This is a genomic window from Paenarthrobacter sp. CAP02 (assembly GCF_040137855.1).
In the GTDB taxonomy this organism is placed as follows: domain Bacteria; phylum Actinomycetota; class Actinomycetes; order Actinomycetales; family Micrococcaceae; genus Arthrobacter.
In genome coordinates, this window is sequence record NZ_JBEEII010000022.1 from 1 (window position 1) to 3,388 (window position 3,388).

The 3,388-nt window shown below is 58.9% G+C and carries 3 protein-coding genes; all 3 read left to right on the forward strand.

Annotation, left to right across the window (positions count from 1 at the left end; all coding sequences use genetic code 11):
* Positions 1–242: 242 nt before the first annotated feature.
* The 3 genes from ABHM97_RS21430 (at position 243) to ABHM97_RS21440 (ending at position 3,153) form a co-directional block, all read left to right on the forward strand.
* A complete protein-coding gene (locus ABHM97_RS21430) occupies positions 243–1,526 on the forward strand; it encodes an IS110 family RNA-guided transposase (protein ID WP_349472172.1) in 1,284 nt (427 codons plus the stop codon).
* A gap of 112 nt (positions 1,527–1,638) precedes the next feature.
* Positions 1,639–2,616 carry a hypothetical protein gene (locus ABHM97_RS21435; RefSeq protein ID WP_349472173.1) on the forward strand — a complete coding sequence of 326 codons (978 nt, stop codon included), beginning with the start codon at positions 1,639–1,641 and terminating at the stop codon, positions 2,614–2,616.
* Positions 2,617–2,973: 357 nt separating this feature from the next.
* The gene (locus ABHM97_RS21440; protein WP_314323852.1) at positions 2,974–3,153 is read left to right on the forward strand and encodes a hypothetical protein; all 180 of its coding nucleotides are present in this window, start codon (positions 2,974–2,976) and stop codon (positions 3,151–3,153) included.
* The last annotated feature ends 235 nt before the right edge of the window (positions 3,154–3,388 follow it).

The window sequence follows — 3,388 nt, forward strand, 5'->3', positions numbered from 1 at the left end:
CAAAAAACGGTAATACTGGAACAGTCCTTGAGCCGGCGTGACCCAGCCAAAAATTGACGTGCCAGGCGGCACTGTCTTTCCGACGATCTGTCCGCCGGCTCAAGGTCCGTCAGAGGGTGTCGAGCCAGGCGGACATGACTTCATAGGAGCCTGATTCGACCAGTCCCATTACCGTTTTGTCTGCCCACCTGGCCCGCGCCCGATCAATCAGCATTCGACGCGAGTGAGGGGCAATTTCCATCTTGGCAAGCGAACCAACAAAAGTCATCGCGGGTATCGACACCCACGCCGACACACACCACGTGGCCGTTATCAACGAACACGGCAAACCCCTCGGGGACAGGGAGTTCCTGTCCGTGGGATCCGGATACCGGAAGATCTTGGACTTCATCACCGGCTACGGCACGGTCACCGCCGTCGGTGTTGAAGGAACGGGCTCCTACGGCGCCGAACTCACCAGGACCCTCCGGGCAGCCGGGCTGACAGTACTGGAAGTGAACCGACCAAACCGGGCCGAACGGCGGCTGAAGGGAAAGTCCGATCCGCTGGACGCCTACGAAGCCGCAAAATCGGTGCTCGACGGCCGGACGACGTCGGTCCCGAAAGCCAAAGACGGGCCCGTTGAATGCCTGCGGATTCTGCGCGCCGGACGTGCCTCGGCGCTCAAAGCCCGCACCGCGGCCATCAACCAGATCAAAGGCCTCCTCGTTTCGGCCCCGGACAAACTCCGGGCCAAATACCGGGCTCTGGCCACTTCCGCACTGATCACTGCCCTGCAGCGCACGAGACCTTCGGGACACGCGGCTGACCCGGAGTACGTGACCCTCGTGACGCTGAAAGCCTTGGCCACGCGCTGCCAGGCCTTGTCCGCAGAGATCGCCGCCGCGGACGCGGCGCTCCAGGAAATCCTCGATGCTTATGCTCCGATGCTTTGCGACCTGCCCGGCGTCGGCACGGATGTGGCCAGCCAGCTGCTGGTCACCGTCGGAGACAACCCGGACCGGGTGCGAAACGAAGCCCAATTCGCTTCGCTCGTCGGGGTCGCCCCCGTGCCGGCATCATCAGGCAAGACAACCCGCCACCGGCTCAGCAGGGGCGGTGACCGCAACGCCAATCACGCCCTCTATCAGGTGGTCCTGGTCCGGATGGCGTCGTGCCAAAGGACCAAGGAGTACGTGGCAAAACGAACAGCGGAAGGTAAGAGCAAACGGGAGATCATGCGCTGCCTCAAACGCTATGCGGCCCGGGAGATCTACCGCCAGATCACCAACCCCCAGCCAGCACCAGACAACAGCGATCTCCGGCAGACGCGCACCACACTCGGCGTCACCATCAGCACCGCGGCGCGCGAACTGGGCCAATGGCCCTCGAAGATCTCCCTACTGGAGCGCGGGCTCCTCCGCAACGACGCCCTGGCCGCGAACTACCGCCAGTGGCTTTCGTTAATCCTGAAGGCCACCTCGGACCAGCGAAGCGATGTCCTGTCTGCTTGTGTCAGAGCAACCGTTGATAACGTTCCTCGCTGAATGACGGGAAAGTCACTTGACTGGATTTATTTCGGCCTTCCTGCCAGACCGCCTGCGCTGGATGAGGTCCGTTCGATGAACCTATCCAGTAGTCCGATTCACAGAACGCATTTTGGGGGAAACATTGAAGTTATCAACGCTACTAAGAGCAACCGCTGCTAGTTCCGCTGTCGCTATCATGCTTGTCGGCGGTATTCCCGTCGCTCAGGCCGCGGAACTCCTAAATTCCAGTCCAGCAGTTGAATCATCCCCGTCGCAGTCATCAAGTGACAAGATCTTTGTCGTCACCGTGAATGACGGGTCTATCACCGAAGCCATCGCCCAGAAGTCGGCTACAGACGCCGATTATCGAGACAAGGCGAAACGCATCGTCAGCACATGGCAGAACAAGGTAGAAGGAGGCGAGGAACTGGCCGTTGAGGGCCTTCAGGGGCAGCCGACGTCAACTGTTCTCGCGGAATTAGACGCGCTACAGGACAAGTTGGAGCGCGACAATCCGACGACCACATCAAGTGAGCCTTCGCCGACGTCGTCAGCCATCACACAAGGAAGAGGAAGCGGTCTTCCCGACGTAAGTCCGACTACTTTCAAACAAACTCAACAATCAGCGGTCGCGGCGGACCCGAATCCATCCGACCCCAACACTTTCAGGGTCAGTGGCGCGCCAGCTGGCGACCGGTCGTACTGGATCAATCTCGAGACCAAGATAGAAGGTTTCGATTGCCTCGGCCCCAATGGATGTGAACTTGCGGATAAGTATTCCGTCAGGACAACAGTCAACCCAGGAACAACAACTTCCCGGTTGGACCACACCGCTTCATATTTCCCAAGTACCGGACGATTTAAGGAGGCTCACTTCCGTCAGTTTGCCGTCAACCACGGCGCTGTCACAAACGCAGTGGACACGGCCTCCCTGCGATTGGGGGCAAACACCACCTATCTGAACAACAACCTTGACCTCAGCGGTTCCGTCCTGACCGTTGGTCTGACATTGTGGGTAGACGCCATAGGCTACGGCTGGGTATACGAATCCGGAAAGACCGCGGACTGTGTCGGGCGGACATCGCCTGATAAGCGCTGCTTTTACTGATCATCCTGGGAGTTACGCATGACAAAAATCTATCCCGGGGGTTCCGGGGGCTCTTCTGAACCTTTCCCACGCATGGTCCTGTCCGCGCCCTTGTCCGGATACGATGTCACTCTCGCTAGAAGTGAAAAAGCTGTAATAGCCCTCCGGGCTCTGCAGGCTCTACCTGGAGCTCTCACTTTCACGCTTCAGATACTCAGCGCTCCGGGGCTGGATATACATGGGCGAAGTTCACAAAAAGCTGCGTTCTCAGAGCCAAGCACAGGACAATTCAGTGTAGATGCCCGCTTTGCAGACAGCGGAAATCCAGGTGGCGATGTCCAACGCGTCCACGCCGAGGTCCTATCAGGAGGAGGCGGCATGGGTAGGTGGGATATCTCCTACTGGTTCAGGCTCCCCGATCCAGTGCCCGCTGAGACGGGCATAGCGGTTGAGTGGCAAGACGCAGGAATCCTGCCAACACTCCTCAACATCAGTCCTGATGACATCCTCAAGGCAGCGCCCGAAGAAATCAGCTTCCTTCAGGAGAACGCCTCATGAAACATCAGGTGGGCTGATCTGACAGCTCAGGTCAGATGAGGGGGCGTCGGTAATTGACCGAAGCCCCCTCACGTTTTATGTGCAGCCCCTCACCCGCTTGCCGAACCCTCGCTCGACCTGCGCACGGCATCGACTCACCTTTACGTTGGGCCAACCTGCATCCTAAAGACCCTGCCGTCCGTCCTATTCCACGCTTCAGTGAAATTGACACCTATAGGAGCATCGTCGTAGACAC

Coding starts and splice junctions, on each gene's coding strand:
- ABHM97_RS21440 (WP_314323852.1), top strand. CDS start 2,974: ATGGGTAGGTGGGATATCTCCTACTGGTTCAGGCTCCCCGATCCAGTG.